Source organism: Actinoallomurus rhizosphaericola (genome assembly GCF_024055675.1).
Taxonomy (GTDB): domain Bacteria; phylum Actinomycetota; class Actinomycetes; order Streptosporangiales; family Streptosporangiaceae; genus Actinoallomurus; species Actinoallomurus soli.
In genome coordinates, this window is record NZ_JAMXMW010000014.1 from 16337 (window position 1) to 42697 (window position 26361).

Consider the following 26361-nt stretch of genomic DNA (forward strand, 5'->3'; position numbering starts at 1 on the left):
GTATTCCGGTTGACTAGGTAGGCAATTCCGGCCATGCTCGAACCATGCACTCCGAGGTTCCCCGTTGGCTGAACCTGCACGTCGACCTGCGACGGCAGGCGAGCGCGCTGTGTACCACGCCCGTACCCGCGTGAACCGAACGGCCCTCAGAGTCAACAGGAGCACCACATGCCCGCGAGCACATCCGCGCCCGCCCGGACCCGCCTGGCCGACGTCGCCCGGCGGTTGGCGGCCGCCCCCGACGAGTGGATCCACCGCGTACGCCTGAGTACCGAAGAGCGCTGGTACGAGCGCCTCCACCAAGACGACGATCACGAGATCTGGCTGCTCAGCTGGCTCCCGGGCCAGTCGACCGGCTTCCACGACCACGGGGGTTCCCGAGGGGCCTTCGCCGTCGCCCTCGGAAGCCTGCGCGAACACGACCTGACCGTCGAACGCGACCTGGGGCCCGGCGACGTCCGGGAGTTCGGCCGGGACTACATCCATTCGGTGACCAACGCCTCGGCCGCCCCGGCGGTCAGCGTTCACGTGTACTCGCCCCGGCTCACCGTGATGAACCGCTACGACCTCGTCGACGGCACCCTGATCAAGCTGGTGGAGGAGAGCGCGGACGACTGGTGATCCGCGGGCTTCCGGGCCGGCCGTCCATGGGGATCCTCCTCCCGTGGGCGGTCAGCCGCCTTCCAGGGGCGGCGACGGCGCCGACCACTCGGCGAGCGACCGTCATGCAGACGGACGTCGTCGTGACGGACGTCAGGAGCGGGCGGGCGCGAGCGGCCGCCAGGCGATCGGCGTGGACAGGACCATCGCCGAGCTCGTCTCGCCGTGCGAGGCGAGGCGCACCAGGATGCGCTCGAGCTCGGCGACCGACGTGGTGGCGATCAGGACCATGGAGCACACGTCCCCGGTGAGCCGCGACACCTGGAGCACCTCGGGGATGTCGTCGAGCAGCTCGGGGTGCACGGTGATGCAGCGAGCGCCGTAGCACTTCATCCGGACCTGGGCGACGACGGGGAAACCGGCCGCCGCCGGGTCGACGCGGGCGTGATAGCCGGTGATCACCCCGGCCTCCTCCAGCCGGCGGACCCGCTGGGCGACCGTCGGCGGGGACAGGTGCACCCTGCGGGCGAGCTCGTTGTACGACAGCCGGGCGTCCTCCTGGAGCGCCCCGAGGAGAGCCCAGTCCACCGCGTCGAGGTCCGGTTTCATGCACGTAAGCCTAACCGCCGGATCTGCTCGCATTCGTAAGAAAACAGGGACTTTGTGCCTCCCATCGCCCCTTTGATGTCTGAATCGTCCCGCACACAATGGTCAGTGCCCCGAGTGACGAAGGAGGTCCGAGGTGACGGCCGATGCACTGTCCGGCTGCCCTGTCCTGCACTCCGCCGACGAGCCCAGGCTCGACTTCGGCGGCACCACGCCGTACGAGGACTACGTCCACGCCGCCACGCTGCACGACCTCCAGCGGCCGGTCACCGACGAGCCGCTGGAGCGGTCGTTCCTCGTGGTCACGCAGGTCATGGAGCTGTACTTCGGCCTGCTGGCCTTCGACCTGAAGTACGCACGGGACCGGCTGGCCGGCGACGACGTCCGCGCGGCCACCACCGCGCTGCACCGCTGCGTTCTCCACGTCAAGGCGCTGCGGGCCGCCTGGCTGCCGATCGCGCGGATGACACCACGGGAGTTCAACGCCTTCCGCGACGCGCTCGGCGAGGGCTCCGGCTTCCAGTCGGCGGCGTACCGGCAGGTGGAGTTCCTGCTCGGCGAGAAGTCCGCGTCGATGCTCGTCCCCCACCGGTCGGTGCCCGCCCAGCACGCCGAGCTGTCACGGGCGCTGACCGAGCCCGGCGTGTACGACGCGGCGCTCGCGCTGCTGGCGCGACGGGGACACGCCGTACCGGACGACGTGCTGAACCGCGACCTCACCCGCCCGTACGCCCCGTCCCCCGCCGTCGAGGACGTCTGGGCGAAGATCTACGCGACCGACGAGGGCGAGCTGCTGCGGCTCGGCGAGGCGCTGACCGACGTCGCCGAGGAGTTCACCGGCTGGCGGCACGACCACCTGATGGCCACGCGGCGCGCGATGGGCGCCAAGACCGGGACCGGAGGCTCGGCGGGGGTGTCCTGGCTGGAGAAGCGCGCCCGCCGGGACCTGTTCCCGGAGCTGTGGACCGCCCGCTCCCACGTCTGAAGGATCACGTTGATGGACCTGACCGCACGCGCCGCCAAGCTCGACGCCGAGGATCCCCTCGCGCGCCTGCGCGCGGAGTTCGACCTTCCGCCCGGCACCGTCTACCTCGACGGCAACTCCCTCGGCGCCCCGCCCCGGCGCGTCGCCGACCGGATGCAGCGGGTGGTCCGCGAGCAGTGGGGCGGCCGGCTCATCCGGTCCTGGTCGGAGGGCTGGTGGGAGGCGCCCCGGCGGGTGGGCGAGCGGATCGCGCCGCTGCTCGGCGCCGCGCCCGGCCAGGTCGTGGTCGCCGACTCGACCAGCGTCGACGTCTTCAAGGCGCTGGTCGGCGCCGTCCGGCTCGCGCCGGGCCGGCGCGAGATCGTCGTCGACGCCGCCACCTTCCCCACGGACGGCTACATCGCGACGTCGGTCGCCGAACTGACCGGCCGGGTGCTGCGGACCGCGGACCTCGACGACCTCCCGGCGGTGCTCGGCGAGCGGACCGCCGTGGTGCTGGCCAACCACGTGGACTACCGCACGGGCCGGCTGCACGACATGGCCGCCGTGACCGCGCGCGTGCACGCGGCCGGCGCGCGCGTCGTGTGGGACCTGTGCCACAGCGTCGGCGTGCTCCCGCTGGCCCTGGACGCCCTCGAGGTCGACCTCGCGGTCGGCTGCACTTACAAGTTCCTCAACGGCGGACCGGGCGCGCCCGCCTTCCTGTACGTGCGGCGTGACCTGCAGGAGGCATTCGACCAGCCGCTGTCGGGCTGGAGCGGCCACCGGGAGCCGTTCGCCATGGCCCCGGACTACGTTCCCGCCGACGGGATCGAGCGGGGCCGCTGCGGCACTCCGGACATCCTGTCCCTGCTCGCCCTGGAGGCCGCCCTGGAGGTGTGGGACGGCGTCGACCTGGCCGACGTGCGCGCCAAGGGCCTGTCGCTGACCGACTTCTTCGTCGCGTGCGTGACCGAGCTCCTGCCGCCGGGCACGGTCGAGGTGCTGACCCCACGGGACGAGCGGCGCGGCCACCAGGTGTCCCTCCGCCACCCCGGCGCCGAGGCGGTCATGGCGGAGCTGATCGCCCGTGAGGTCATCGGCGACTTCCGCGCCCCCGACGTCCTGCGCTTCGGCTTCGCCCCGCTGTACGTCAGCCACGCCGACGCCCTCCACGCCGCCCGTACCCTGGCGGACGTCCTCGGCTGAGGGCCTCAGATGATGGCGGTGGTCACCTCGTCGTCGATGAGGCGGAGCCAGCGGTAGCCGTAGCCGGCCAGCTCGATCTCCCGGCCGAGTTCGATCGCCGGCGCGTCGCCGAAGATCTGGCGGATCTGCTCCACGCCGCTCAGGTCCAGGTCGTCGGGCAGCTTGACGCGCACCGGGTCGGCGGAGACGTTGTGCAGGGTGACGACGCGGCCGTCCCGCCACCGGTACGCGAGGCCGAGCACGCGCGTGTCGCCGACGTCCAGGATCTCCCACTCGCCCCAGCCGAACTCGGGGCACTCGCGGCGGACGCGGATCGCGCGGCTGGTCCACGAGTAGAGGGAGTCGGGGTCCTGGCGCTGGCCGATGACGTTCACCTCGCGGAAGCCGTACTCCCCGTCGGCGAGCACCGGGCGGTAGACCTCCTTCGCCCGCGAGAAGCCGCCGTTCGGGCGGGCGGACCACTGCATGGGGGTACGGACGGCGAGCCGGCCGCGCAGGGACAGGTCCTCCCCCATGCCGATCTCGTCGCCGTACAGGATGACCGGCGTGCCCGGCAGGGCGAGGGTGAGCGCGAGGACGAGCCGGATCCGGCGCGGGTCGTTGCCGAGCATGGGCGCCAGGCGCCGCCGGATGCCGCGCCCGTACACGCGGTGGGTCTCCTCGGGGGCGAAGGCGGCGAAGACCTCGTCGCGTTCGGACTCGCTGAGCAGGCCGAGGTTCAGCTCGTCGTGGTGGCGGCAGAAGTTGGCGAACTGGCCGCCGACCGGGTGCGCCGGCCGGTTCCGCAGCGCCTCGGCGAGCGGGGTGACGTCGCCGCGGGCGTGCGACAGCCACTGGGCCGCGCAGCCGCGGAAGTCGAACAGCATCTGCACGCCCTCGCCGCCGTCGAGGCCGAAGTACCGCTGCTGCTCCTCCGGGGAGACGTTCGCCTCGCCGAGGAAGATGGCGTCACCGCGCCGCCGTTCGAGGAACTCGACCATCGACCGCAGAAAGCTGACCGGGTTGTCCCGGCAGTCGGTGCCGACCGTCTCGATCATGAACGGCAGCGAGTCGACCCGGAAGCCTGAGATGCCCAGCTCCAGCCAGAAGCCGAGGATCTTGTTCATCTCGTCGCGGACCTCGGGCTTGGTGATGTCCAGGTCCGGCATGAAGTCGTAGTACCGGTGCATGTACCACTGGCCTCTGGCCTCGTCGTAGGACCAGGTGCCGTCCTGCTCGCCGGGGAAGGCGACCTCGCTGGGCTCCTTGCGGGGGTGGTCGCTCCAGACGTAGTAGTCGGGCCGGTCCCGGAACCAGCGGTGCTCGTTGCTCGTGTGATTCAGCACGAGGTCGACCAGCACCCGGATGCCGAGGTCGTCGGCGGTGCGGAGCATCTCGACGAAGTCGCCGAGACTGCCGAACCGCTGGTCGACCGCGTAGTAGTCGGTGATGTCGTACCCGTCGTCGCGCAGCGGCGAGGGATAGAAGGGCATCAGCCACAGGCAGTTGACGCCGAGGCCGCTGAGGTAGTCCAGCCGCCTGGTCAGGCCGGACAGGTCGCCGACGCCGTCGTCGTCGGTGTCCAGCCAGGTCGCCACGTCCACGCAGTACACCACTGCGTTCTTCCACCACAGGTCACTGGTCGCCTTGTCCGTCATGGCCGGCTCTTTACCCTGCTTTACCCGCAGTGCACGTGACCACGGGACGGGCCTGGTCCGCAGGCCCGTCCCGGACGACCGGGAGCGCCGCTACCCGCGGCGCAGGGCCTTGCCCGGCAGGTTGAACGGCAGCCGCTTCACCTGCTTGGACTTCGCCTTCTTGCGCAGTGCCGGGTACAGGTCGGTGTAGCCCTTGGCGGCCAGGTACGTCCGCATGGTGGACCCGACCAGGTCAACCGGTCAGTAACGATCTTGGCCGCACCCGGCCACCCCGCAGGTGAGCCTGGAGATGAGCGGTGCGTGACCACCCATGTGCGACATTCCACTGAAAAGCCGTCTAGCAGGCTTTTCGCCGGAAACCGCCTCATAGCGCCGCATGACGGTGGCGGGCTGGCTACGCTCGCTGATTCTCGGCCCTCCCGGCCAGCTCAATCCCGACGAAGTGGAGGAACTCGAACGTGCACTGGCAGCGACTCGTGGTGGCCGTGGCCGTGACCGTCGCCGCGGCGGGAACGGGACTCGGCCTGCGCGCGCTCCTCGGCCGGCTGGCGCACCGCGCGGGCAACACCCGGTGGGCCTGGGACGACCTGTTCGTCAGGCTGCTGCGGGACCTCGCGGTGGTGCCGTGCACCGTCCTCGGCCTGTGGATCTCAGTGCTGACGCTGCACCTCAAGCCGGGCATCCGGACGACGACGGGCCGCACCCTCGTGGCGGTCCTCATCCTGACCATCTCGATCGCGATCGCGCGTTTCGCCGCAGGGGTCGTCTCCTCGATCGCGCTGGCCCGGTCGGGCGTCGCGCAGTCCGCGACGATCTTCGTCAACATCGTCCGCGTCGTGGTCGTCGGGATCGGCGCGCTCATCCTCCTGCAGAGCCTCGGCGTCTCGATCACGCCGTTGCTGACCGCCCTCGGCGTGGGCGGCCTGGCGGTCGCGCTGGCGCTGCAGGACACGCTGGCCAACCTGTTCGCCGGTGTGCACATCCTGGCGTCGAGGAAGGTGCAGCCGGGCGACTTCGTACGGCTGGACAGCGGCCAGGAGGGCTACATCGTCGACATCAACTGGCGGAACACCACCATCCGCCAGCTCCCCGACAACCTGGTGGTCGTGCCGAACTCCCGCTTCGCCGACGCCATCGTGACGAACTTCCACCGGCCCGCGCAGGACATGTCGATCTCCGTCAAGGTCGTCATCGGTTACCACAGCGACCTGGATCACGTGGAGAAGGTGACCCTCGACGTGGCCCAGGAGGTGATGGCCACCGTGGACGGCGGCGTCTCCGACTACGAGCCCTCGGTCCGGTTCAACACGCTGGGCGAGACGAGCGTCGGTTTCTCGGTCAACCTCCGGACCCGGGAGTTCACCGACCAGTACGTCGTGGTCCACGAGTTCATCAAGCGCCTCCACCGCAGGTTCCGCGACGAGGGGATCGACCTTCCGTTCCCCCAGGGCGGCATCCTCCTCGCGAGCGCGGCCCAGCCCCGCTGACGGCGTCGGCCTGCCGGTTCCGGCGAGCCACTCGGTTCGAACGAGCCGGCCGGTTCAGACGAGCCGGTCGGTGATGGCGGACAGGCGGCGGACGAGGGTCACGGCGTGGTCCCGTTCGCCGGCCGACAGGTCCGCCCAGAGCTCGGCGAACCGGCCGACGATCTCCTGTCTCTTCTCCTCGAGCACGGCCCGGCCTGCGGCCGTCAGTGCGACGCACCTGCTCCGCCCGTCGCTGGCGTGCGGCGTACGTTCGACCATCCCCCGGCGCTCCAGCGCGACCAGGGCGCGGGTCACGGTGGGCTGAGCCAGCCCGGCCCGCTCCGCCACCGCCGAGATCCCGCGGTCCCCCGCGACGTCGATCGCGCCCAGGACGACCAGCTGCGGCACCGAGATGGCGTCCCCCTGGACCGTGTTGGCCGCGCCGCCCGTACGCCGGGCCGAGCGGAGGAGGTCCAGCACCGCATCCACGAAGGCTTCGAAAAGGTCGGCCTTTTCGTCACTTCCGGTCGTTACAGGACCCCGATCCGTCATGTATATAGCGTACTATGGAGTCTGAGTGAGGAGACGGGCCACCATGGACGAGTCATTCATTTCCAGCCCCGACGGCGCCGAGCGGGACGCGCGGCACAGACCGCTGTACGTCGTGGGCGTGGACGGATCCGACTCCGGCCGGGCCGCGCTGTGCCAGGCGGCCGACGAGGCGGGCCAGGCCGACGCGCGGATCCTGTGCGTGCACGTGCGCTGCCAGCCGAGCATCGGCGAGATGGCCGCGCTCGTCGCCCCCGGCGCCGCGTTGGCCAGCCGGGACTGCCGGGACCTCATCGAGATGCAGGCCTGGCTGGACTGCGTCCAGATCCTGGACCCGCTCCCCTGCCCCTGGGAGTTCCAGGTCGTCATGGGCCGTCCCGACAAGATCCTGCGCGAGGTCACGATGGCCCGGCACGGCGACGCGCTGTTCGTCGGGCAGTCGCCCCGCACCGGCCGGTGGGCCCGGCTGTTCCACCGCTGTCCGGCGCGCCGGCTCGCCCGGGCACGGGAGTACTCCGTCCATCTCGCGATCACGCCGTGACGGACCGTCCGCACCGCCGCACGGAGGGCCCGTTTTAGTCCTCCCGTGCCAATCGCCGCGCCGTTTTCGTGCCGGACACGCGCAGCGAACGGGCCGCGGTTTCCGCAAGGGTGATGGCTCCTCGTCGCACGATCACGGAAAGCGGGAGTCGTCGCATGGTCGGTGCCGGATTCACGCGGGGCCTCACCGGGGTCCTCCTGGCGGTCACCGCCTCGGTGGGCGTCCTGTCCGGTACGGCGGACGGCGCCGTGAAGCGGGTCGCCGCCGACGACGGCGCGAAGATCACCGCCGAGCACTGGATCGACGCGCGCACCGTCGACCTGACCGTCCGCTCCCCCGCGCTGGGCGCCTCGGTGCCGGTCCGCGTCCTGGTGCCACGCACGTGGAAACGGGCCACCAAGGTGTCCTGGCCCGTCGTGTACGCCTACCACGGAGGCCGGGACACGTACGTCTCGTGGACCCGCAGCACCGACATCGCGAAGGTCTCCGCGTCGTACGACGTCATGGTCGTGATGCCCGACACCGGATGGGCGGGCTGGTTCACCGACTGGTGGAACGGCGGCAGGCGCGGCACCCCGAAGTGGGAGACCTTCCACACGAAGGAGCTGCTCCAGCTGATGGAGCGGAACTACCACGCCGGCACGCGCCGCGCCACGATGGGCGTCTCCTCCAGCGGGTACGGCGCGGTCAAGTACGCCGCGCGGCACCCGGGGATGTTCAAGTACGCCGTCTCGCTCAGCGGCGTCCTCCACCTCACCCAGACCGGCGTGCCCGCGCTCGTGATGTTCGAGGCCAGTGAGAAGTACGACCCGTTCCGGATCTGGGGCATCCCGGGCATCGACGGCAGGAACTGGAAGGCCAACGACCCGTACGAGCTCGCGTCGAAGCTCAAGGGCACCGGGCTCTACCTCGCCAGCGGCCTCACCGGCCTGCCCGGCGAGCACGACCCGGCGGGCGGCGAGGCGGTCGAGCTGCAGGAGGTCGTCTGCGGAGCGACGACCACCGCGATGGTCGACCGGCTCCACAAGCTGCACATCCCGGTCACCGCGCACATCTACCAGAAGGGCTACCACGACTGGTCGACGTGGCAGCCGGAGATGCACACCGCCTGGCCGCTGATGATGAAGGCGATCAAGGCGAAGAAGGTCGCCTGAGCGGTCGCCCCCTCAGGACCTCGTCGTCCCGTTAACCCGCGAGGCTCGCGGGTAGGGGCGGAGCGTTGCCATGCCGGGCCCGGTGGGCCGTCCGGCGGGTTCTCGAACGCTCGTGAGGGGTGATGGGATGACGGACCGCAACAGCAGACCTCGCGTCGTCGTGGTGACCGGCGCGAGCGGGGGCATCGGACGCGCGGCGGCGCGGGAGTTCGGAGCGCGCGGCGACAAGGTGGCCCTGCTGGCGCGGGGCGAGGCCGGCCTGCGAGCCGCGGCGGAGGAGATCCGTGACGCCGGCGGGCAGGCCCTGCCGATCCCCACCGACGTCGCCGACTGGGAGCAGGTACGCGGCGCCGCCGACCGCGTCGAGGAGGAGCTCGGGCCGATCGACGTCTGGGTGAACGTCGCGTTCAGCTCGGTGTTCGCCGAGTTCAAGGACATCGACCCGGCGGAGTTCAAGCGCACCACCGAGGTGACCTACCTGGGGTTCGTGTACGGGACGAAGGCGGCGCTCGACCGCATGCTGCCGCGCGACCACGGCGTCATCGTGCAGACCGGGTCGGCGCTGGCCAAGCGCGGAATCCCCCTGCAGTCGGCGTACTGCGGGGCCAAGCACGCGATCCAGGGGTTCCACGAGTCGCTGCGGACCGAGCTGCTGCACCGGAAGAGCAACGTCCACGCGACGATCGTGCACATGCCGGCGGTCAACACCCCGCAGTTCGACTGGGTGGAGAGCAAGCTGCCCAAACACGCGCAGCCGGTCCCGCCCATCTACCAGCCGGAGGTCGCCGCGCGGGCGCTGGTGTACGCCGCCGACCATCCGAAGCGCCGGGAGTACTGGGTGGGCGGCAGCACGGTGGCGACACTGCTGGCCAACCGGATCGCCCCGAGCCTGCTCGACCGCTACCTCGCGCGGACCGGGTACAAGGCGCAGCAGACCGACCAGCCCCGCGACCCGAACCAGCCGGCGAACCTCTGGAAGCCCGCCGACGGCCCCGACGGGCGCGACTTCGGCGCGCACGGCAGCTTCGACGACAAGGCGCACCCGCGCAGCGTCCAGACCTGGGCGGCGGAGCACCGCGGCCTGCTGGCCGCCGGCGCCGGGGCGGCGCTGGGCCTGACCGGCGTCGGGCTTCTGCGGAACGGACGATGACGGCGCCGATGAGGGCGCAACCGCTCGCGCGGCTGACCTGGGGCACGGTCCTGATCACGGCGCCGGGCGCGGTGCTGGAGACGATCACCGGCCGGCCCGCCACGGCCTCGCAGCGCTGGGTGCTGCGCGTGCTCGGCGGCCGGCACGCCCTGCAGGCGGGGATCGACCTCGCCAGGCCGACCCCGACCGTGCTGCGGCTCGGCGCCGCGGTGGACCTGCTGCACGCGGCGACCTGCGCGGGGGCCGTGGCGTTCCTGCCGCTGTGGCGGCGCCCGGCCGCCGTGGACGGCGTCGGCGCACTCGTTCTCGCGACCGGCGCGCTCCTGCACGCGCGAACCCGGTGACCGCGCGGACCAGATGATCGTGCGGGCCAGGTGACGTGGGTCAGCCGCTGCGCACGGCGCGCAGGGTCTCCTTCAGGGAGGACATGGTGGCGAACACGGCCGTGGGCTCATAGCCGCAGTGCGCCATGCAGTTGGCGCAGCGGGGATCGCGCCCGCGGCCGTAGGAGTCCCAGTCGGTCTCCTCGACCAGTTCCCGGTAGGTGCGGGCGTATCCGTCGGCCATCAGGTAGCAGGGCCGCTGCCAGCCGAACAGCGAGTAGGACGGGATCGCCCAGGCCGTGCACGGGAAGTCGACCCGGCCTTCGAGGAAGTCGAGGAACAGCGGTGAGTGGTTGAACCGCCAGCGCCGCCGGTTGCCCCCGGCGAACGCCTTGCGGAACAGCCTCGTCGTCTCCTCGACGCCCAGGAAGTGCTCCTGGTCCGGCGCCTTCTCGTAGGCGTACGCCGGGGAGATCATCATCTGGTCGACGGCCAGGTCGTCGTTCAGGTAGTTCAGCACGTCGATGACCGTCTGCGGGCTGTCGGTGCTGAAGAACGTCGTGTTCGTGGTGACCCGGAACCCGCGGCGCCGGCACTCCTGGACGGCGGCCACGGCCTTGTCGAAGACGCCCTCTTTGCACACCGAGGCGTCGTGGCGTTCGCGCAGCCCGTCGAGGTGCACGGTCCAGGCGAAGTACGGCGACGGCTCGAACTGGTCGATCTTCCTGGGGATGAGCAGCGCGTTGGTGCAGAGGAACACGTACTTCTTGCGGGCGACGAGCTCACGGACCATCCGGCCGATCTGCGGGTGCATGAGCGGTTCGCCGCCCGCGATCGACACCATCGGCGCGCCGCACTCCTCGACGGCGGCCACCGCCTGTTCGACGGGCATGCGCCGGCGCAGGACGTCGGCGGGGTGCTGGATCTTGCCGCAGCCCGCGCAGGCGAGGTTGCACGCGAACAGCGGCTCCAGCTCCACGAGCAGCGGGAACCTCCGGACGCGCCGCAGTTTGCGGCCCAGGATGTACGCGCCGATGCGCAGGCTCTGACGGACCGGAATGCTCATGCGTCCTCCTCCGCCGGGGAAGTGACCAGAGGCACCGTGCTCACGGCTCGCGCGCTCCGCTCGCTCATGACATCGCCTCCGCCGTGGTCCCCGCCCAGGCCACCAGGACCGGGGTCACGCGGCGCAGCCGGCTCCGGGCGATCCGGACGCGGCGAACGGTGCCGAGCCGCAGCAACGGCATGGCCGGGGTGTCGACGATGACGCGCACGGCGACGAAGGGCCTTCCGATGGCGACCTCGGCGAGCGGCCCGGTCTCCATGTCGACGGCGCGGACGCCGGCCGCCGCGAGCCGCAGCCGCTCCCCGCCCGTGACGAGGCGCGGCGAGGTGAACAGCGGTCCCGTGCGCGGGTCCAGGCCGGCGAGCGTCAGCCGTTCGGCGATCGGGCGGGCCGACGCGCACCGGATGACCCGCTCGCCGAACCGCACCTCCGTCGCCACGAGCACGTCACCGGGGCGCAGCCCGAGGTCGAGCGCGCCACCGAACCCGGTGACCGCGAGCGCGGCGTGCTCGGGCAGCCGGGCGGCCGCGCGGGCGGCGCGCCGCGGCCCGAGGCCGGTCCGTACGACGCGGACGTCGCGCGCGGACGACGGCAGCCCGCGGCGCACGGCCCGCCGCTCGACGCGCAGCGCGGTGCAGATCACCAGCCCGCTCACGTGCCCTCCGCGGAGCCGCCCGCGACACCGGCCACGGAACCACCTGCGGAGCCGCCCGCGACACCGGCCACGGAACCACCCGCAGGACCGCCCGCCGAACCGTGCCGGGGACCGTTCGCGGAACCGTCCGTGGAGCCACCCGCGCTCAGGTAGCGGCCGAGGGCGCTGATCGGGAACACGAGCCGGTACAGGTGGTAGTTGATGTAGAAGTCACCGGGGAAGCCGGTCCCGGTGAAGTAGGGCTCGTCCCAGGTGCCGTCCGCGCGCTGGGCGCCGACGAGCCACGCCACGCCCCGTTCGACCGCCGCCGAGCGCTCCCCCGCCGCCAGGAGCCCGATGAGCGCCCAGGCGGTCTGCGAGGGGGTGGAGTGGCCGCGCCCGATCCAGGCCGGGTCGCGGTACGACCGCAGGTCCTCGCCCCAGCCGCCGTCGTCGTTCTGGTGGCGCTCGAGCCAGGCGACGGCCCGCCGGACGCACGGCCGCTGCGGGCGCACGCCGGCGGCGACCAGGGCGGGCAGCACCGCCCCGGTGCCGTAGACGTGGTTGGCGCCCCAGCGGCCGAACCAGGAGCCGTCCGGTTCCTGGGCCTCCAGCAGCCAGACGACGGCCCGGCGCAGCACGTCCCCGTACTCCGCCGGGCGCTCGTGCGCCAGCGCCTCGACGACGTGCGCGGTCACGTCGGCGGATGGTGGGTCGATCACCGCGCCGAAGTCGCAGAACGGCAGCCGCAGGCACAGCTCACGGGTGTTGTCGGCGTCGAACGCGGCGAACCCGCCGTCGCGGGACGCCATCCCGGCCATCCAGCGCAGTCCCCGGTCGATCGCGGGCCGTGCGCCCGGAAGCGCGACGCGGCGCAGCGCGAGGATCACCTCGGCGGTGTCGTCGGTGTCCGGATAGCCGTCGTTGTCGAACTCGAACGCCCAGCCACCCGGCGGCAGCGACGGCCGCCGCACGGCCCAGTCGCCGGGGCCCTTGACCTCCTCGTCGAGCAGCCATCGGCCGGCCCGCACGAGCGCGGGGTGGTCGCCCGGCACGTCCGCGTCGCGCAGCGCGTTGACGGCGAGCGCGGTGTCCCACACCGGTGACTGGCACGCCTCCAGGCGGCGGCCCCGCTCGTCGCGGATCGTGAACCGGTCGAGCGCGTCCAGGCCCCGGCGCATGACGGGGTGGTCCACGTCGTAGCCGGACAGGTGGAGGGCGATGAGCGAGTACACCCACGGCGGCTGGATGCCGCCCCAGGAGCCGTCCGGCTCCTGCCGGGCGACGATCCACTCGACGGCGCGGCGCAGTGCCGCGCGCCGCAGGCCGGGCACGGGCCGTCGTTCGTAGCGGTGCAGCGCGCGGTCGAGGGCGCCGAAGAACCCGTCCCAGCCGAGTCGCGGGCGGCGGCGCGGCCGGCGGCCGGTGCGCAGTTCGTCCAGGTCGAACGGCAGCGGCCGGACCGGGCGTCGCGCGCTCACGATGGTCAGCGGCACGACCGTCTGCCGGGCCCAGCACGCCCAGTCGTAGACGTTGAGCGGGAACCACGGCGGCAGGAACACCAGCTCGGGCGGCATGACCGGCAGGTCCGTCCACGGCCACTGCCCGAACAGCGCCAGCCAGATGCGGGTGAAGACGCGGCTGGCCTCGATCCCGCCGTGCCGGCGCGCGAAGGCGGCGGCGGCCCGCATGTGCGCGGCGTCGGCCGGATCTCCGGCCAGCCGCAGCGCCGCGTACGCCTCGATCGTGGTGGACAGGTCGCCGGGACCCTCGTGGAAGTTGGCCCACGAACCGTCCGCGCGTTGCTCGGATCGGATCCAGCGGGCGGCCTCGGCGGTGTCCTCCGGGTCGCGGACGCCGAGGAACTCCCGCAGCAGCAGGTCCTCGGCGTCCATCGTGACGTTCGTCTGCAGCTCGGCCTTCCACCAGCCCTCCTCGGCCTGCAGGCCGAGGAGGTGGTCGCAGGCCGCCTTGAGAGCGACGTCGGCCTTGAGAGCCACGTCGGCCCTGAGGGTCACGTCCGCCGTGACAGCGACGGCGGCGCCGGTCGTACGGGTGTCTGTGTCCACTAGTGGTCCCGGGATGCGATGAAACGGATGATCTCCCCGAACTCCTCGCGGACGCCCCGGGGCAGGTCCAGGGCGGCGAGCTGGCGCTCGGCCGCGTCGAGCCGGTGCTCGGCCTCCGCCTCGGCCCACGCGCGTCCGCCGGCCTCCTCGACCAGGCGCGCGGCCTCGGCGAGTTCGGCCTCCGAGAGCGGGTCCGGCTGGGCGAGGAGCTTGGCCAGACGCTCACCGGCGGTCGTCCCGCTGGTGATGGCGGCGACGACCGGCAGGCTCTTCTTGCGCGCCCGCAGGTCGGCCAGGACCGGCTTGCCGGTGACCTCCGGCGCGCCCCAGATGCCGAGCAGGTCGTCGGCGAGCTGGAAGGCCAGGCCCGCCTGCGCCCCGAACGCCGCCAGCGCCGCCACGAGGTGCGCGGGCCCCTCGGCGACCATCGCCCCGATCGAGCAGGAGCAGGCCAGCAGCGAGCCGGTCTTGTCCGCCGACATCCGGCGACACTCCTCCAGGCTCACGTCGGGCCGCCCCTCGAACTCCAGGTCGGACGCCTGCCCGGCGATGAGGCGCTGGGTGGCGGCGGCCAGTCCCCGCGCCGCCCACACCCCGCCGCGCGTGCCCTGTTCGAGGAGGAGCTCCCCGGCCAGGACCAGCAGCGCGTCGCCGGCGAGCATGGCGGCCGACCGGCCGAACACGGTCCAGGCGGAGGGCCGGTGCCGGCGGACGCGGTCCCCGTCCATGATGTCGTCGTGCAGCAGCGAGAACGCGTGCACGAGCTCCACCGCGGCGGCGGCCGGCAGGCACGACCCGACGTCCGCGCCCGCCGCGCGGGCCGACAGGATCGCCAGCGCGGGCCGCAGCGCCTTGCCGCCCGGTGTGGCGGGCCGGCCGTACGGATCGCTCCAGCCGAGGTGGTACCCGGCGACCCGGGCGGTCAGCGGGTCGAGCCGCGCGACGGCGTCGCGGAGCACCGGTTCGACGAGCGAGCGGGCGCCGGAGACCGACGGCGGGGCGATCGCCGTCATGAGGCGCCCCCCGTCAGACGGCTCCGGACCAGACGGGCGGCGGTGAGTCCGCTGCGCACGGCTCCCTCCATCGTGTCGGGCCAGCCCGTGTCGGTCCACGAGCCGGCGAGGTACAGCCCGGGCCACCGTGTGTCGGGTCCGGGCCGGAGTGCGCCGCTGCCGGGCGCCTGGCGGAAGGTCGCGCGGCGTTCCCGGGTGACGAAGAAGTCCCGCAGCCCGGCGTGGCGGGCCGCGGGGAACAGCTGCTCCATCGCCGGGACGAACTCGGCGCGGAGCTTCGCGGCGGGCTCGTCGATCCAGCGGTCCGCCGCCGACACCGAGACGGCGAGGTACTGGCCGGTACGGGCGCCGGAGGCGCGTGTCCGGTCGAAGACCCACTGCACGGGCGAGTCGACGACGGCCGCGAACGGCAGGTCGGTGACCGGCCGGTCGTAGTGGAGGTGGACGTTCACGATCGGGCTCTCGCCGAGGCCGGCCCAGCGCTGCCGGTCCGGGGCGGCGTCCCACGGCACCAGGTGCGCGGCCTGCCGGTGCGGGGTCGCGACGATGACGGCCGCCGCGTCGATCCGCTCGCCGTCCACCACGACCACCGGCCCGGGCTCGATCGCGGTGACCTTGGCCGCCGGCCGTACGCGGCCGCCCCGCTTCTCGATCGCCGCCTTCGCGGCCGTGCCGTGCAGGTCGCCGAGCGGCACGGCGGGCACGCCGATGTCGGCGGCGTCCGCCCGGCCCAGCAGCGCGGTGCGGAAGACCATCGCGGCCGGCCCCAGGGCCGCCTCCTCCACGCCGATGTTCAGGGCTGCGACGGCGAACAGCTCCCACAGGCCCCGCCGTGCCGTGTCCCGCTGCCCGTGGGCGGCCAGCCAGTCCCCCAGGCCGATCCCGTCGAGCTCCGGATCGGCGGGATCGAGGCGGCGCAGGGCGAGCGCGCAGCGTACGGCCCGCATCCGGTCGGCCGGCCGCAGCAGCGAGTAGGCCGCCAGGGCCGGCATCAGGTGCAGCGGCCCCGGCAGTGCCGTGCGCCGGAGCCTGCCGGGCCGGCCGGCGGGCGTGAGCACCCGCAGGTCGAACCGGTCCTGGAGGCGGACCCGGTCGGTGCCGCCGAGCCGGTCGAGCAGGCCGCGGTAGGCCGTGCAGCAGCGCAGGAAGACGTGCTGGCCGTTGTCCACGACGAGCCCGTCCCGCTCGAAGGAGTGGGTGGCGCCGCCCAGCCGGGGACGCGCCTCGTACAGCGTGACCGGAAGGCCGGCCTCGCCGAGCGCGAGTGCGGCGGTGATGCCCGCCAAGCCGCCGCCGACGACGGCGACCGGCGCCGTCGCGGCGTGACGGCCCGGCGGATCCACCGGCCGCCGGGCGCTCGACGGCGCCGGCCGGCCGGCGCGGTCCGCCGCGGACCGCCCGTCGGGGCCCGGCGCGTCGGGCCGCCCGTCCAGCACCGACGGATTCACCGGCCCGCCCCGACCAGGGCGCGGGCGGCGACCATGGCCTTCTCCCACGTCGGCAGCGCCGAGCGGGCGGCCAGGGCGGCGGTCGGATCGGTGGCGATCCGTTCGAGCAGCGACTGGTAGATGCCGGCCATCGCCGCCGTGCAGGCCGCGCTGCGCCGGTCCAGCAGGGGCAGCAGCCGCAGGCCGCGCAGGTACCAGCCGCGGGCCCGGTCGGCCTCGAACCGGATCAGCGCCGCGAGCCGGTCCGGCGGGTCGGTGAAGGCGCCGTCGCAGTCGAGGTCGAGCGTGCAGCCGAAGCGGTCCAGGTCTTCGGCCGGGATGTAGATCCGCCCGATCAGGCGGTCCTCCCGTACGTCCCGCAGGATGTTGGTGAGCTGCAGGGCGATGCCGAGGGAGTCGGCCAGCGGCGTGGCGGCCTCGACGTCGTCGGCGCCGAAGACGCCGAGCGAGAGGCGGCCCACCGATCCGGCGACGCTGCGACAGTACGTGACGACGTCCTCGGCGCGGGCGTACGTCGTGCCGCGCACGTCGGACGCGCACCCGTCGATGAGTTCGTTGAACGCCGCCAGAGGGATGGGCAGGCGGCGCGCGGCGTCCCGGAGGGCGACGAGCACCGGGTCGCCGGGGTCGGGCGTGCGGCGGTGCAGGGCGGCGCGCTCCTCCTCCAGGCGCGCCAGCCGCCGGTGGGCGGGCCCGTCGCCGTCCCCGATGTCGTCGATCCGGCGGGCGAAGGCGTACACGGCGCTGAGCGCGCGGCGCTTCGGCCCCGGCAGCAGCCGGATGCCATAGGAGAAGTTCCGCGCCTGCGTGCGGACGATCTGCTCACAGCTTCGATAGGCGTCGGATACGCTCACCGGCTCACCTTCCTGTCGCGAGGACGCGCAGCCACGTCGTCAGCAGCCGCGTCCGCCGGGGGCGGACGGCCCGGCCGAGGACGTCGTGGTCCGCGGCCACGAGCGCGGTGATCGTGGCGCGGCCGCCCGCGATGTAGCCGGCCACGGCGACGCGCGCCGGGCCGGTCAGCTCCGAGACCAGGGCGGTCCCGGCGTCCAGGAGCGCGCCGGCCCGGGTCGTCTGCAGGGCGACCGCGCGGCGCAGCCGGTCCGGGGTCTTCGCGCGTGCGAAGTCGTCGTCCGTGCAGCCGAACCGGCGCAGGTCGGCGCCCGGCAGGTAGACCCGGCCGCGTGTGTAGTCCTCGCCGACGTCCTGGCAGTGCTCGATCACCTGCAGCGCCGAGCAGACCTGGTCCGAGAGGGCGCAGCGCCGCCGGTCCGCCGCGCCGAACACGTGCAGCACGATGTGGCCCACCGGGTTCGCGGACAGCTCGCAGTAGGCGAGCAGGTCCTCGAAGCTCTCGTAGCGGGTGACCGCCTGGTCGCGCCGGCCGGCCCGGATCAGCCGCCGGAACGGCTCAGCCGGGATCCCGTACTCGCCGACGGTCCGTTTCAGCGCTCCGACGGCCGGCACCTGCGCGACGCGCCCGGCGTAGAGACGTGCCAGGTCGTCCTCGACGACGTCCAGCAGGCGGAGCCGGTCGGCGGGCGGCGCCTCGTCTCCGATGTCGTCGATGAACCGGGCGAAGCCGTACACCGCCATCAGGTGCCGGCGGTACCCGCGCGGCAGCAGCCGCGACGCGACCGGGAAATTCTCGCGGCGCGCTTTGTATATGACACCCTCTGCCGATGACACGGCTTCACGATTTCCCTGGAGAGACGACGTAAACGACTGGGCGGCCGATAACAGCCGAGCAGACCGTATATCGACGATGATTTGACTCTTCAGAGATCAGCAGGTTGCCCTCATCAGGGAGAACTCATACTGACGACGCCGCCGTCGAGCGAGGAAAAGGTCCGCCAACAAGGACTCACGGAACTCTAATGAAAAGCACCGAGAAAGCCCACCTGAGCATTCCCAGAAATGGATCCGGAACCGGCCGCCGGGTACTCGTCCTCAGCGCCGGGATGGGCGCCGGTCACGACGCCGTCGCCGCCGAACTCGCCGCCCGGCTCGCGGCCGCCGGTCACGACGCCGACGTCGTCGACGTGCTCGACCTGCTCCCGCTGGGCCTCGGGCGCGCCCTGCGGGCCTGGTACGGCTGGATGATGCGGCGTGCGCCGTGGTCGTACGCCCTGATCTACCGGCTGTTCTTCGTGCCCGGCCGCCGGTCGCGCGCGGCCCCCGCCGGCCACCGGACACGCATGACGCCCGCCGGCCACCGGACACGGGCAGCGCCCGCCGACCACCGGATACGCGCAGCGCCCGCCGGGCGCCGGGCACGCGCGGTCTTCGCCGGGCGCCGGGCGGTGTCGCCCGCGTCTCCGCTGACCGTGCTGGCCGCCGCGCGCCTGGCCCGCCTGCTGCGCCGGCGGGCCCCGGACCTGGTCGTCTCGACGTTCCACCTCGCCGCGCAGGCGGCCGGCCACCTGCGCCGCACGGGACGGTCACCGGTCCCCTGCGCGGTGCTGCTCACCGACTTCGCGGCCCACCGGCTGTGGCTGCATCCGGGCGTCGACCGCTACCTGTGCCCCTGCCCGGAGACGGCGCGTGACGTCGCCGCCGCGACGGGTCGTCCCGCCGCCTGCCACGCTCCGCTCACGCGGCCCGCGTTCCGGAACGCACGGGCCGACGCGGCGGCGGTCCACGCCCGGCTCGGCACCCGGCCGGAGGACCGTCTGGTCCTGGTCTCGGCGGGCTCGTGGGGCGTCGGCGAGGTCGAGGAGACCGCGCGGGTGCTCGCGCGCTCGGGCCGGTACATGCCGGTCGTGCTGTGCGGCCGCAACGACGCGCTCCGCGCCCGGCTCGACGCCGCCGAGGGGACCGTCGCGCTCGGCTGGCGTACGGATCTTCCCGAGCTGATGGCGGTCGCCCACGCCCTGGTCGACAACGCCGCGGGGCTGACGTGCCGGGAGGCGTTCGCGGCGCGGCTGCCGGTCGTGTCGTACCGGCCGATCCCGGGCCACGGCCGGGACGGCGTCCTGGCGATGGCCCGCGCCGGGCTCAGCGTCCACGCCGAGGACGCCGGGCGCCTCCTCACCGAGCTCGACCGGCTCGCGGACCCCGCCGTACGGGCCCGGCCGGTCGCCCGCGCGGCGGCGCTGTTCGACGCGCCCCCGGCCGAGGACCTGCTCCTCGCGCCGTACGAGGCGGCGGTCAGTGCCCCAGACGGGTCTCGCTCTCCGGACCGGGCGGGTTGACCTGGGGGTGGTCGCAGACGGGCGGTGACTGGGCCAGCAGCCTGCTGCCGTACAGGAGCAGGCCGACGCCGAGGAGCTCCAGGACCACCCACCCGCCGAGGCGGATGTTCTCGCCGAACAGGCCGACCCCGTACGCGATGCTGGAGACCGGGTCGGAGACGTTCAGGGCGGGCTGCACCGCGACGAGCGTGCCGCTGTGCAGGGCGTTCTGCAGGAGGAAGAGGCTGCCCAGCCCGGCCGCCACCATGGCCCACACCGACCAGGAGGTCAGCAGCGCGACGGGGCCCGCGGGCAGGACATGGGTCGCCTCCTTCATCAGCGCGGCCGTGAACGCGAACCCCAGACCGGAGGCGACCCCGAGCAGCGCCGCGCGGCTCGCCCCGCGGGTGACCTTCGCCACCGAGACGAGGTAGGCGGCCAGGCCGAGGGTCACCAGCGTGGCGATCGCCCACTCGATCCGGTTCGGATGCCGATGCCCCGCGGACGGGGCGGCGGAGGCCAGGAGGACGGCCAGCCCGACGGTCAGCGCGGCGACCGCCCGCCAGGACTCCATGCCGAGCCGGATCCGGAAGAGACCGGCCAGCAGCAGCATCGTGATCGGCAGTTCGATGACGAGGATCGGCTGCACCAGGGACAGCTCCCCGCTGGTCAGCGCCGCCGCCTGGAACAGGAACCCGAACATCAGCGCGACGATGCCGCCGAGCCAGTCCGGGCGCCGGATGAGATCCCAGATCAGCGCGAGCCGGAACGCCTCGTCCTCGGGCGCCAGGCGTGCCGCGTGCCGCTGCAGCACGGACGCGAGGGCGTTGCTCGCCGCGGCGAGGACCGCGAACAGTACGGAGATCATCCCGGGCCGCCGTCCTGCCGTACGGCCGGTCCCGGCTTGCCGAGGAAGGACGAGCGGCCGAGCACGCCGATCCCGGCGACGATCATCAGCAGGCCGAGGACCTCGGCCGCGATCGCGGGCCCGGTGAGACGGAGGTGCTCGGCGAAGACGAAGATCCCCAGGATGATGCCGATGATCGGCTCGACCGCCGTCATCGCCGGCAGCGAGATGCCGATCGGCGCCGCGTCGAACGCGCTCTGCGCGAGCAGCAGCGACAGCAGGGCGATGATGATCAGGGCGTACGGCTGCCAGCTCCGCAGGGCGACCGGCACCCCCTTCCCCAGCTCCAGCAGCGAGCTGCGGGTCAGCGCGTCCTGCACGCCGAACAGCATTCCGGCCGCCGCCGCGAACAGCATCGCCTTGGTCCGCAGGGAACGCGGGAGGGCGGCCAGCACGAGCCCGGCCGCGACCACCACCACGGCGCCGGCCACGAGCCAGCGGAACGACGACGGTCCCGTGGTCCGCCCCCCGTGCGGCTGCCCGAAGGCCAGAAAGATCACCGCTCCCCCCGTGACGAGCGATCCGCCCAGCCAGACCTCCCGGCTGAGCGGCTCCTTGTAGACCCCGTGGGCGATGACGAGCGCGAAGATGAGATTGGTCGCCAGCAGCGGCTCGACCCGGCCCAGGTCGGCCTCGTCGAGCGCCACCGCACTCAACACCTGCCCGCAGACCATCGCGGCGATACCCAGGAGCCACACCGGCTGGCGGATGAGATGGGCGAGCAGTTTGAACCGCAGCATCTCGTCCAGCGGCTCGCGGTATGCCACGTGCTGCTGGGCCACGAATCCGATGCCGAGGAAGCAGGCCGCCGCGAGAGCGAGGAACGTCTTCATCGGCCGCCCGCCGAACTCACGTAGGGGGTGGTACCCCTACGCCCCGCCTCCTACCGGCTGACCTGCGAATCCATCGGCCCGCCGCGCCCTCGGGACGGTGGCCGGCCCGGCCGCGACCGTGGCCGGAACGAGGACGATCCCCACGACCGGCCGGCCGACCGGCCGGCCGGAACGAGAAATATCCGCATGACCGGTCCATGGCGGGGACGAGAGGATGATCCTCATGACCGACGCCACGTTCCTCGACCTCGTCGCCGACCGGCTCGCGGCCCTGCCCGCCGTGCGGGCCGTCACTCTCGGCGGCTCGCGCGCCCAGGGCACGCACGACCCGGACAGCGACTGGGATCTGGCCGTCTACTACCGGGGCGGCTTCGACCCGGCCGATCTGCGCGCCGTCGGCTGGGACGGCGAGGTCTCCGAGCTCGGCGGCTGGGGCGGCGGGGTCTTCAACGGAGGAGCGTGGCTCACCATCGACGGCCGGCGCGTCGACGTCCACTACCGCGACCTCGACGTCGTCGAGCACGAACTCGCCGAGGCCCGGCAGGGCCGCTTCCACTGGGAGCCGCTGATGTTCCACCTCGCGGGCATCCCCAGCTACCTGGTGGTCGCCGAACTCGCCGTCAACCAGGTGCTGCGCGGCACACTGCCCCGCCCGGAGTACCCGCGGGCGCTGCGCGAGGCGGCCCCGCCGGTGTGGCGCGGCCGCGCGGCCGTGACGCTCCGGTACGCCGAGGACGCCTACGCCCGGCGCGGTCAGGCCACCGAGGTCGCGGGGGCGCTGGCCACCGCCGCCATGAACACGGCACACGCGGTGCTGGCCGCGCGCGGTGAGTGGGTCACCAACGAGAAGCGTCTCCTGGAGCGCGCCGGCCTGCGCGGCATCGACACGATCACCACCGGACTGCGCCCGGAACCCGGCGCCCTCGTAGCGGCGATCAGGCAGGCGGAGGGGTTGTTCGGAGCCGCGATCTAGACGCCGCCCCGTCACCGCCGTGGATCGTCGTCGCCGGTGGCACCGAAATCCTCGGCGCAGGTCTCGCCTCCCCTGTCTTAACCACTCGACAGCCACTCCGGTCTCGCCGCAAAGTAGTACCCATGCGCATCGCGTTAACGGGGATCGGAATCATCTGCGCGGGTCTGTTCATCTACTGGATCACGGGGCCGTACGGCGCCGTCGCGTTCACCTTCTTCGGCCTGTGGGCCATGCTGCTGACGCTGTCGGCCGCGTTCGTCTCGGGGGCACCGACGGCGGACGTGGTACCGGCCGAGGAGCCCGCCGAAGAGGGAAGCCGCGTGGCCGGCGGGTCGTGACGGGGGCCGCCGCGCCTCCGCGAGCCGGAGGCGCGGTCCCTCAGGCGCCGCGCCCGCCGAAAGAGATCACCAGGTAGTCGTCCAGGGGCTGGAAGCCGATGCGCCGGTGGATCGCGTTGATCCCCGGGTTGGCCAGGTCGGCGAAGACGACGACCTCTTCGGCTCCGGCCGCGACGACGGCCCGGCCGACCGCGGCCGTGGCGGCGGCGCCGTACCCGTGCCGCCGGTGCTCCGGCGGGGTGTAGACGGGGGCGATCCGCACCATCCCGGCGACCATCCGGGTCCGGCCCGCGAGCGCCACCGGCGTGCCGTCCCGCTCCCAGAGCGTCAGCCCGCCGTACGCGATCCGGTCGTCGACGGCCGCCGCGTGATCTCCGGGGCGCTTACGGATCTCCCGCTCCGCATCGTGGTACCAGTCGAGAAGCAGGTCGCGGTCGCCGGGCTCGGCGAGGCGGGCCTGGCCGGGCGTGTCCGGGACGCACACTTCCTCCAGCCGGTAGAGGCGCCGGCGTTCCCAGATCGTGAAGCCGGATCCGGTCTCGGCCCGCCAGCGTTCGGCGAAGATCTCGGCGAGCTGGTGGCGGCCGGTGACCCCCGGCAGCCGGAGTCTCTCAGCGGCCAGGGTCTTGGCCAGCTCGGTGACGGCCTGCTCCGGCATGGCGCTGAGCAGCAGCGGGAACGGCGGCGTGTGCACGAACGCCCCGGCCACGCACCCGGCGGACAGGAAGAACCCCATCACCGCCGGCGCGTCCCCGTATGCGGTGAGTCCCCGCGCGCGCAGGGACTCCGCCACGGTGATCAGGACGGTGTTCTCGACCGGCCGGGACCGGAGGAAGAACCCAGCGGTCTCGTCATATTCCGCAATATCCCCGGTCATAACCCAGCCCATGAGCCCCATACTGCCCAGTATTCGGCTGGGTTCTCAGGTCAACCGGCGATTGTGACCAACGCGTCACGCTCAACGACGGCGACCTCGACGCATTCTCCGCCAGAGGTCATGCTTCGGCTGCTCGTCCGCCACCTCGGAGTTGTCACAGATCCTCCATGATGCGCTTGATCAGGTCCCTTGAGGGATCCTCCGGCAGCGCAAGCTGCCCGATACGTTCGTAACGTAGCGCGAAAGCGGCGACTTCCTCGATATTGGGGACAAGCCGACCTCCCCCCGGGGCTTCGACGTACGCCGTCTCACCGAATGGATCGGCCAGTCTGAGGATCATGAAGGACCCGTCCAGACCCGGATGGAATCCGACCGACTTGGGGACGACGCGCACCCCGATGTCCGGGCGCTCCGAGACGTCGAGGAGGTAGGCGAGCTGCGCCTTCATCACCGCCGAACCACCGCAGGGCAGCTCCAGCAGCCCCTCCGAGAGCAGGACCCACAGGACCGGAGCCTCCTCCCCGTCGAGGATCGCCTGGCGCGCCAGACGGTGTTCGAGCTCCGCTTCGAGGTTCCTCACTCCGCCCGACAGGAGGGCGGCTCGAGCGTAGTCGGGCGTCTGGAGGAGACCCGGAATCAGGTTGACCTGCCAGATCTTGATCACCTTGGCGCGGGCTTCGAGGTCGAGGTACTGCTTGAACCAGTCCGGATCATGGCCGAGCGTGGCATACCAGACGAGGAGGGAGAATATTCCGCCGGTCTGCCATTTACGGTCGATCGCCTTGGCTCGCGTTTCGTCGAGTCGCATCTCGCCGGTTTCCAGCCGTGAAACTGTCGACTTGGAACCGCCGAGCACCTCCCCCATCAGGTCGCCGTTCAGCTTGCGCTGCTGGCGACAGAACCGCAGGTAGTAGGCGATGAGCGCCCACATCGACGACTTCGGGTCCGGAGACTCTCGGAAACTCATGGCCATCCTTCGGCGTTTCGCTGACTTGCGGGACTTGTCGGCAACCGAGACGACTTTAGGTCGAGAAAGGCACCGTGTTGGCGAGAACGCAGAAATCAACGACCAACACGGGCGGTAGAAATGGCGCATATCATGCAACCCGGATATATGGCCGCCGCAAGAATCGCCGAAGGCGGTGCCGCCGCGTGGCGGCTGCCCCCGGACGCGCGCTGCGCGTCGATCGGCCGGTCGCTGGTCCACGACACCCTCACGGCGCTCCGCCTGCCCGGTGACCTCGTCGACACCGCGGTGCTGACCGCCAGCGAACTGGCCACGAACGCCCTCAAGCACGGCCTCCGGCCCGGCCCGCACGCGCCCGTCGTCCCGGCCGAACTCTGGATCTGGGGCCGTACGACCCCACGCCCCGAACTCGTCGTGGCGGTCTTCGACGGATGCCGGACCGCCTGGCCCACCGCGCGGCCGGACGACCTGCTCGCCGAACACGGCAAGGGACTCGACATCGTCCGGACGGTCACCGGCGCGTGGGGCGCCCACCGGTCCCGGTCCCGGCTCGGCGCCGGTCCGGGAAAGGCGGTGTGGGGCGCCTTCCCTCTCGGCGGACCGTGGCGGACCGCCACCCGGCCGCTCACCGCCTCCGCCGCCGCGCAGTACCTCGCCGCGGCACTGTCCGCACGCGGCGTCGAGAACGTCGGCCACCGCCACGAGACGCGAGTCTCCCTGGTCGGCATCCCGTTGCCCGGAGGAGATGTCCTGAACGTGTGGGCGCGAGCCGAGGGCTTCGACTTCCCCGAGCCCGGCGGCGCCCGCGTCCATCGTCCCGTCGCCGACCTTCAGGACGTCGCCGAACACCTCGTCTGCCGCGTCGAGGAGGCGCAACAGGCGATCAAGAGACCGTCGAGTCCGCTTCCACCGCGCGGCCGCCGTGCCACGACGGACCTGCGCGCCGACGCCCGCGCGAGTCGGGGTGGGTCACCAGCGCGTCGCGGTGAAGTCGATGGGCCGGGGTGAGAGGTCCGCGGTGCGGGTGGCCAGGTCGTGCATCCGGCGGGCGAACTCGTCGGCAGGCAGTTGCTTGCGGTCGCCGTGGCCGGGCAGCAGCCATTCGAAGCGCGTCCGCGGCGCCGTACGGGCCAGCGATGCGGCCAGTTCGGTGATGGAGTACCAGGTGACCGATTCGGCGACGGCGACGTCGCCGTCGGTCCGGGACCAGTAGAAACTGTCACCGCTGAAGCAGTAGGTGTCGTCGGCGAGGTACAGCACGCTGCCTTCGGTGTGCCCGGGCAGCGGGTGCGCGGTCACGCCGTCGGCGATCTCGATCGGCTCGGTGCCGCGGAGAACGCCGTCGGCGTCCGGCGCGGCGGCCAGGTCTCCTTCGTGGATCCACAGGCGGGCGCCGAACCGGTCGGCATATCGGCGGCCGTGCGCGGCGTGGTCGCGATGGGTGAGCAGTACGTCGGTGATCGGGCCGAGGGCCGCGTACTTCATGGCCAGGGCGGAACTCCAGCGCGGCGTGTCGATCATCATCAGGTTTCCGGCCGGTCGGCGCAGCAGGTAGGAGTTCGCGCCGGCGGTGTGCGGCGAGTTGTGCCCGCACAGGTGGACGTGTTCGGCAAGGCGCAGGGGAAAGGGATCGAATGCCGGGTGCGGTCCGCGCGGGCCGTGCCGGATCGATCGGGTGTGGCACGCGAATGCCGCGGCGTACAGCGTCTTCTCCTCCGCGTCGGTGCGCGGCTGGCGGACGATCGAGGAACGGCCGGCGACCTCGGCGATGAGTTCCGGTGCGAGTTGCCGGGCGACGTCGCAGTTGGTGCACCGGTGATCGACGCGCCAAACGGCGTCGGCCGAGGGCTCGTTCATGGCGTGA

Annotated in this window: 29 protein-coding genes; 12 read left to right on the forward strand and 17 right to left on the reverse strand. The window is 72.6% G+C overall.

The features are described from left to right. Positions 1-168: 168 nt before the first annotated feature. On the forward strand, positions 169-621 hold the full coding sequence (locus NE234_RS27915) for a cysteine dioxygenase (RefSeq protein WP_252783642.1): 453 nt from the start codon (positions 169-171) through the stop codon (positions 619-621). A gap of 132 nt (positions 622-753) precedes the next feature. Here the strand turns inward: NE234_RS27915 and NE234_RS27920 are convergent, their stop codons facing one another. Continuing rightward, the gene (locus tag NE234_RS27920; RefSeq protein WP_252783643.1) at positions 754-1209 is read right to left on the reverse strand and encodes an Lrp/AsnC family transcriptional regulator; all 456 of its coding nucleotides are present in this window, start codon (positions 1207-1209) and stop codon (positions 754-756) included. Between the two features lie 133 nt (positions 1210-1342). Between NE234_RS27920 and NE234_RS27925 the strand changes: the two genes are divergently transcribed. Further along, positions 1343-2191, forward strand: coding sequence for a tryptophan 2,3-dioxygenase (locus tag NE234_RS27925; RefSeq protein ID WP_252783644.1), 849 nt, complete (start codon positions 1343-1345; stop codon positions 2189-2191). A gap of 12 nt (positions 2192-2203) precedes the next feature. Next, positions 2204-3379 (forward strand): kynureninase, encoded by a 1176-nt coding sequence (kynU, locus tag NE234_RS27930; protein ID WP_252783645.1) that lies wholly within the window; start codon positions 2204-2206, stop codon positions 3377-3379. Between the two features lie 5 nt (positions 3380-3384). On the opposite strand, the gene NE234_RS27935 is transcribed toward kynU, so the two are convergent. Both NE234_RS27935 and NE234_RS44555 read right to left on the reverse strand, forming a co-directional pair. After that, positions 3385-5016: an alpha-amylase family protein gene (locus tag NE234_RS27935; RefSeq protein ID WP_252783646.1), complete on the reverse strand. Its 1632-nt coding sequence runs from the start codon at positions 5014-5016 to the stop codon at positions 3385-3387. Positions 5017-5106: 90 nt separating this feature from the next. Next, the gene (locus tag NE234_RS44555) at positions 5107-5232 is read right to left on the reverse strand and encodes a hypothetical protein (protein ID WP_256529509.1); all 126 of its coding nucleotides are present in this window, start codon (positions 5230-5232) and stop codon (positions 5107-5109) included. Positions 5233-5474: 242 nt separating this feature from the next. Here NE234_RS44555 and NE234_RS27940 point away from each other — a divergent pair, with 242 nt between their 5' ends. Continuing rightward, a complete protein-coding gene (locus tag NE234_RS27940) occupies positions 5475-6503 on the forward strand; it encodes a mechanosensitive ion channel family protein (protein WP_252783647.1) in 1029 nt (342 codons plus the stop codon). Positions 6504-6557: 54 nt separating this feature from the next. Here NE234_RS27940 and NE234_RS27945 read toward each other — a convergent pair whose 3' ends face one another. Beyond that, positions 6558-6971 carry a MarR family winged helix-turn-helix transcriptional regulator gene (locus NE234_RS27945; RefSeq protein WP_252783648.1) on the reverse strand — a complete coding sequence of 138 codons (414 nt, stop codon included), beginning with the start codon at positions 6969-6971 and terminating at the stop codon, positions 6558-6560. A 106-nt stretch (positions 6972-7077) separates the two neighbouring features. On the opposite strand from NE234_RS27945, the gene NE234_RS27950 reads away from it, so the two are divergent. The 4 genes from NE234_RS27950 (at position 7078) to NE234_RS27965 (ending at position 10220) form a co-directional block, all read left to right on the forward strand. Continuing rightward, positions 7078-7572, forward strand: a complete 495-nt coding sequence (locus tag NE234_RS27950; protein ID WP_252783649.1) for a universal stress protein — start codon at positions 7078-7080, stop codon at positions 7570-7572. A 155-nt stretch (positions 7573-7727) separates the two neighbouring features. Beyond that, a complete protein-coding gene (locus NE234_RS27955) occupies positions 7728-8726 on the forward strand; it encodes an alpha/beta hydrolase (RefSeq protein WP_252783650.1) in 999 nt (332 codons plus the stop codon). A 127-nt stretch (positions 8727-8853) separates the two neighbouring features. Continuing rightward, a complete protein-coding gene (locus tag NE234_RS27960) occupies positions 8854-9876 on the forward strand; it encodes an SDR family oxidoreductase (RefSeq protein ID WP_252783651.1) in 1023 nt (340 codons plus the stop codon). 8 nt (positions 9877-9884) lie between these two features. Beyond that, positions 9885-10220, forward strand: a complete 336-nt coding sequence (locus tag NE234_RS27965) for a hypothetical protein (protein WP_252783652.1) — start codon at positions 9885-9887, stop codon at positions 10218-10220. A 40-nt stretch (positions 10221-10260) separates the two neighbouring features. Here NE234_RS27965 and hpnH read toward each other — a convergent pair whose 3' ends face one another. The 7 genes from hpnH to hpnC all read right to left on the reverse strand — a co-directional run bounded on the left by hpnH (position 10261) and on the right by hpnC (position 18118). Further along, the gene (hpnH, locus tag NE234_RS27970) at positions 10261-11265 is read right to left on the reverse strand and encodes an adenosyl-hopene transferase HpnH (RefSeq protein WP_252783653.1); all 1005 of its coding nucleotides are present in this window, start codon (positions 11263-11265) and stop codon (positions 10261-10263) included. A 64-nt stretch (positions 11266-11329) separates the two neighbouring features. Further along, positions 11330-11920: a phosphorylase family protein gene (locus NE234_RS27975; RefSeq protein WP_252783654.1), complete on the reverse strand. Its 591-nt coding sequence runs from the start codon at positions 11918-11920 to the stop codon at positions 11330-11332. Next, on the reverse strand, positions 11917-13968 hold the full coding sequence (gene shc / locus NE234_RS27980) for a squalene--hopene cyclase (protein ID WP_252783655.1): 2052 nt from the start codon (positions 13966-13968) through the stop codon (positions 11917-11919). The genes NE234_RS27975 and shc overlap by 4 nt, the downstream gene beginning before the upstream one ends. Then, a complete protein-coding gene (locus NE234_RS27985) occupies positions 13968-14981 on the reverse strand; it encodes a polyprenyl synthetase family protein (protein ID WP_252783656.1) in 1014 nt (337 codons plus the stop codon). Before NE234_RS27985 ends, shc begins: the two co-directional genes overlap by 1 nt. Further along, positions 14978-16429, reverse strand: a complete 1452-nt coding sequence (gene hpnE, locus NE234_RS27990) for a hydroxysqualene dehydroxylase HpnE (RefSeq protein ID WP_252783657.1) — start codon at positions 16427-16429, stop codon at positions 14978-14980. The genes NE234_RS27985 and hpnE overlap by 4 nt, the downstream gene beginning before the upstream one ends. Further along, entirely contained in the window at positions 16426-17283 is an 858-nt protein-coding gene (gene hpnD / locus NE234_RS27995) for a presqualene diphosphate synthase HpnD (protein ID WP_252783658.1), read from the reverse strand. The genes hpnE and hpnD overlap by 4 nt, the downstream gene beginning before the upstream one ends. A 4-nt stretch (positions 17284-17287) precedes the next feature. Next, complete coding sequence (hpnC, locus tag NE234_RS28000) at positions 17288-18118, reverse strand: squalene synthase HpnC (protein WP_252783659.1); 831 nt, start codon at positions 18116-18118, stop codon at positions 17288-17290. A 188-nt stretch (positions 18119-18306) separates the two neighbouring features. On the opposite strand from hpnC, the gene NE234_RS28005 reads away from it, so the two are divergent. Then, positions 18307-19623 carry an MGDG synthase family glycosyltransferase gene (locus tag NE234_RS28005; RefSeq protein ID WP_252783660.1) on the forward strand — a complete coding sequence of 439 codons (1317 nt, stop codon included), beginning with the start codon at positions 18307-18309 and terminating at the stop codon, positions 19621-19623. On the opposite strand, the gene NE234_RS28010 is transcribed toward NE234_RS28005, so the two are convergent. Continuing rightward, entirely contained in the window at positions 19580-20470 is an 891-nt protein-coding gene (locus tag NE234_RS28010; protein ID WP_252783661.1) for a DMT family transporter, read from the reverse strand. The genes NE234_RS28005 and NE234_RS28010 overlap by 44 nt on opposite strands. Beyond that, on the reverse strand, positions 20467-21342 hold the full coding sequence (locus NE234_RS28015) for a DMT family transporter (protein WP_252783662.1): 876 nt from the start codon (positions 21340-21342) through the stop codon (positions 20467-20469). The genes NE234_RS28010 and NE234_RS28015 overlap by 4 nt, the downstream gene beginning before the upstream one ends. 223 nt (positions 21343-21565) lie before the next feature. Here NE234_RS28015 and NE234_RS28020 point away from each other — a divergent pair, with 223 nt between their 5' ends. Both NE234_RS28020 and NE234_RS28025 read left to right on the forward strand, forming a co-directional pair. Further along, positions 21566-22315 (forward strand): nucleotidyltransferase family protein, encoded by a 750-nt coding sequence (locus tag NE234_RS28020; protein WP_252783663.1) that lies wholly within the window; start codon positions 21566-21568, stop codon positions 22313-22315. Between the two features lie 122 nt (positions 22316-22437). Continuing rightward, positions 22438-22653, forward strand: a complete 216-nt coding sequence (locus tag NE234_RS28025; protein WP_252783664.1) for a hypothetical protein — start codon at positions 22438-22440, stop codon at positions 22651-22653. A 40-nt stretch (positions 22654-22693) separates the two neighbouring features. Here NE234_RS28025 and NE234_RS28030 read toward each other — a convergent pair whose 3' ends face one another. The 3 genes from NE234_RS28030 to NE234_RS28035 are packed head-to-tail and all read right to left on the reverse strand — an operon-like array spanning position 22694 to position 24497. Next, positions 22694-23542, reverse strand: a complete 849-nt coding sequence (locus tag NE234_RS28030; protein WP_252783665.1) for a GNAT family N-acetyltransferase — start codon at positions 23540-23542, stop codon at positions 22694-22696. Between the two features lie 38 nt (positions 23543-23580). After that, the gene (locus tag NE234_RS46080) at positions 23581-23688 is read right to left on the reverse strand and encodes a DUF397 domain-containing protein (protein WP_406567083.1); all 108 of its coding nucleotides are present in this window, start codon (positions 23686-23688) and stop codon (positions 23581-23583) included. After that, a complete protein-coding gene (locus tag NE234_RS28035) occupies positions 23685-24497 on the reverse strand; it encodes a DUF5753 domain-containing protein (RefSeq protein WP_252783666.1) in 813 nt (270 codons plus the stop codon). Before NE234_RS28035 ends, NE234_RS46080 begins: the two co-directional genes overlap by 4 nt. A 147-nt stretch (positions 24498-24644) precedes the next feature. Between NE234_RS28035 and NE234_RS28040 the strand changes: the two genes are divergently transcribed. Beyond that, the gene (locus NE234_RS28040; protein WP_252783667.1) at positions 24645-25505 is read left to right on the forward strand and encodes an ATP-binding protein; all 861 of its coding nucleotides are present in this window, start codon (positions 24645-24647) and stop codon (positions 25503-25505) included. Here the strand turns inward: NE234_RS28040 and NE234_RS28045 are convergent. Continuing rightward, positions 25467-26354, reverse strand: a complete 888-nt coding sequence (locus tag NE234_RS28045) for an MBL fold metallo-hydrolase (RefSeq protein ID WP_252783668.1) — start codon at positions 26352-26354, stop codon at positions 25467-25469. The genes NE234_RS28040 and NE234_RS28045 overlap by 39 nt on opposite strands. Positions 26355-26361 lie beyond the last annotated feature (7 nt).

Coding starts and splice junctions, on each gene's coding strand:
- NE234_RS27915 (WP_252783642.1), top strand. CDS start 169: ATGCCCGCGAGCACATCCGCGCCCGCCCGGACCCGCCTGGCCGACGTC.
- NE234_RS27920 (WP_252783643.1), bottom strand. CDS start 1,209: ATGAAACCGGACCTCGACGCGGTGGACTGGGCTCTCCTCGGGGCGCTC.
- kynU (WP_252783645.1), top strand. CDS start 2,204: ATGGACCTGACCGCACGCGCCGCCAAGCTCGACGCCGAGGATCCCCTC.
- NE234_RS27935 (WP_252783646.1), bottom strand. CDS start 5,016: ATGACGGACAAGGCGACCAGTGACCTGTGGTGGAAGAACGCAGTGGTG.
- NE234_RS44555 (WP_256529509.1), bottom strand. CDS start 5,232: ATGCGGACGTACCTGGCCGCCAAGGGCTACACCGACCTGTACCCGGCA.
- NE234_RS27950 (WP_252783649.1), top strand. CDS start 7,078: ATGGACGAGTCATTCATTTCCAGCCCCGACGGCGCCGAGCGGGACGCG.
- NE234_RS27955 (WP_252783650.1), top strand. CDS start 7,728: ATGGTCGGTGCCGGATTCACGCGGGGCCTCACCGGGGTCCTCCTGGCG.
- NE234_RS27960 (WP_252783651.1), top strand. CDS start 8,854: ATGACGGACCGCAACAGCAGACCTCGCGTCGTCGTGGTGACCGGCGCG.
- NE234_RS27965 (WP_252783652.1), top strand. CDS start 9,885: ATGAGGGCGCAACCGCTCGCGCGGCTGACCTGGGGCACGGTCCTGATC.
- hpnH (WP_252783653.1), bottom strand. CDS start 11,265: ATGAGCATTCCGGTCCGTCAGAGCCTGCGCATCGGCGCGTACATCCTG.
- NE234_RS27985 (WP_252783656.1), bottom strand. CDS start 14,981: ATGACGGCGATCGCCCCGCCGTCGGTCTCCGGCGCCCGCTCGCTCGTC.
- NE234_RS28005 (WP_252783660.1), top strand. CDS start 18,307: ATGAAAAGCACCGAGAAAGCCCACCTGAGCATTCCCAGAAATGGATCC.
- NE234_RS28010 (WP_252783661.1), bottom strand. CDS start 20,470: ATGATCTCCGTACTGTTCGCGGTCCTCGCCGCGGCGAGCAACGCCCTC.
- NE234_RS28015 (WP_252783662.1), bottom strand. CDS start 21,342: ATGAAGACGTTCCTCGCTCTCGCGGCGGCCTGCTTCCTCGGCATCGGA.
- NE234_RS28020 (WP_252783663.1), top strand. CDS start 21,566: ATGACCGACGCCACGTTCCTCGACCTCGTCGCCGACCGGCTCGCGGCC.
- NE234_RS28025 (WP_252783664.1), top strand. CDS start 22,438: ATGCGCATCGCGTTAACGGGGATCGGAATCATCTGCGCGGGTCTGTTC.
- NE234_RS28030 (WP_252783665.1), bottom strand. CDS start 23,542: ATGGGCTGGGTTATGACCGGGGATATTGCGGAATATGACGAGACCGCT.
- NE234_RS28035 (WP_252783666.1), bottom strand. CDS start 24,497: ATGAGTTTCCGAGAGTCTCCGGACCCGAAGTCGTCGATGTGGGCGCTC.
- NE234_RS28040 (WP_252783667.1), top strand. CDS start 24,645: ATGGCCGCCGCAAGAATCGCCGAAGGCGGTGCCGCCGCGTGGCGGCTG.
- NE234_RS28045 (WP_252783668.1), bottom strand. CDS start 26,354: ATGAACGAGCCCTCGGCCGACGCCGTTTGGCGCGTCGATCACCGGTGC.